This is a genomic window from Flavobacterium sp. TAB 87 (genome assembly GCF_001529295.1).
Classification (GTDB): Bacteria; Bacteroidota; Bacteroidia; order Flavobacteriales; family Flavobacteriaceae; genus Flavobacterium.
Genome location: NZ_LLWK01000007.1, coordinates 1 through 1,772 on the forward strand (window position 1 = coordinate 1; position 1,772 = coordinate 1,772).

The 1,772-nt window shown below is 43.2% G+C and carries 1 protein-coding gene; it reads right to left on the bottom strand.

Annotated elements, in window-relative coordinates; translation table 11 throughout:
- Positions 1-20: 20 nt before the first annotated feature.
- Positions 21-1,337: a group II intron reverse transcriptase/maturase gene (gene ltrA / locus AP058_RS00050; protein WP_066305309.1), complete on the bottom strand. Its 1,317-nt coding sequence runs from the start codon at positions 1,335-1,337 to the stop codon at positions 21-23.
- Positions 1,338-1,772: the final 435 nt, after the last annotated feature.

A 1,772-nucleotide genomic window follows, 5' to 3' on the forward strand; every position in this document is an offset into this window, starting at 1 on the left:
AAACTAACGGAGTGCGCCTCTCACACCACCGTACGTACGGGTCTCGTATACGGCGGTTCGCAAAGTGATGGGTTGAGTTCCATGTAAATGTCCAGCATCGATTGATAGCCTTTCTTCTTGAGCCGTTGTAGGGTAATTGTAGTGGTTAGAATCGGACTTTGAGCAATACGCCAGCCTCCTTTTCTTGTTCTGCTCCAAGCATAGGCGTGGTCTTTGTCAATACCCAATCGCATCAGGTTTTTCCTTTTACGTTCGGGTTTCTTCCAGTCCGTCCAAATGCAATATCGCAGTCTATTGCGCAGCCAACCATCCATATCTCGTAACTTTCCTTGAATACTCGTCCCTCGAAAATAGTTTAACCATCCTCGTTGGATTTCGTTGATTTTACCGATGCGTTCCTCGAAACTTCTCGGTGCGGTTTTGCGTGTCACTTCTTTTAGATTTTGCTTGAGTTTTGACCAAGCTTTCTCCCCTACCGTTAGTTGATACCTGCCTTTTACTCCTTTTTGATAAGTCGATGCAAACGAAAATCCCAGTATCGTAAATTGAATGGGTTTTCTAATCCCGCTCTTTTCTAGATTAATGGTCAGTTTGAGCTTATCTCTCAAAAACAGAAAGATAGCATTGCCGACCGTTTGGGCTTGTGTTTTCGATTTGGTGTAAATACTGAAATCATCGGCATAACGGACAAACTTCAAGCCTTTTCTTGTCAGTTCTTTGTCCAATTCATGGAGCAAAATGTTGGATAAAAGCGGGCTTATCGGGCTTCCTTGCGGGACGCCTTTTCTGCGTTTGACTAGTTTACCTTTGATGAGTATTGGTACTCGCAACCATTTGCGGATTAATCGCAAAGTCGTGGGGCATTTTACCTTTTGGTAAATTAGGTTCATCAACAAGCAATGGTCTACCTGGTCAAAGAAGGTCTTTAGGTCAATATCTACAATATAATTGTAGCCTTCGTGAATGTTTCCCAAGGCTTTGCCTACCGCTTGGCGGGCGTTTTTATTGGGTCGAAATCCGAAGCTGTTTACACTAAAATCCTTTTCGAATCGCGGCATCATCGCTTGCGATACGGCTTGCTGAAGCAGTCTGTCAACTACGGTTGGAATTCCTAAAAGTCGGGTTTTACCGCCTCCCTTTGGAATCTCTACTCCAAGAATAGGTTGTGGCAAATAACAGTCATTCTTAACAGTTTCCAATAATGCAGATTTGTGTTCACGGAAATAATCCGCCAGTTCAGTGGTTTTTAAGCCATCAACGCCAGCACTGCCTTTATTGACTACTACTTGGTGTAGCGCCTTTTGGAGATTGTAAGGATGTGTTACTTGTGCAATCATTCTTGTTTGTTTTAATCTGAATTTAGTTCAGATTCTCTTTTAACCTGTTCCGCTTTTCTAGGGCTATAACTTGCGTTATTCCGATAGAAATTAAGAACCACTTGCGTTCAGTCCTTCCTTGTTTGTGAGCCCTATGCGGTATCTATTCGCAACTCGTTACCTCAAGTACTATGACTTCTGCTGACTTCTCCATAGGATTAACTCGTAATCTAAGAGACCTCCCTCGGTAAGCACTTCTTCTTTCCATCTATCCCCGACGCATCTACTAACTAAACCTGTTGTCTAAAGGCTTTGCATTGCTGTGCATACTTACCCAATTTAGTTAGCCTCTTATGCGCTTTGTGTTCCTCGGTACAGACTTTTGCCGTTGGGCTTCCTTCACTCAAAGAATCACTTCTTCCGAGCTTGCCACTAGCTAATCGGCTCAATATAATC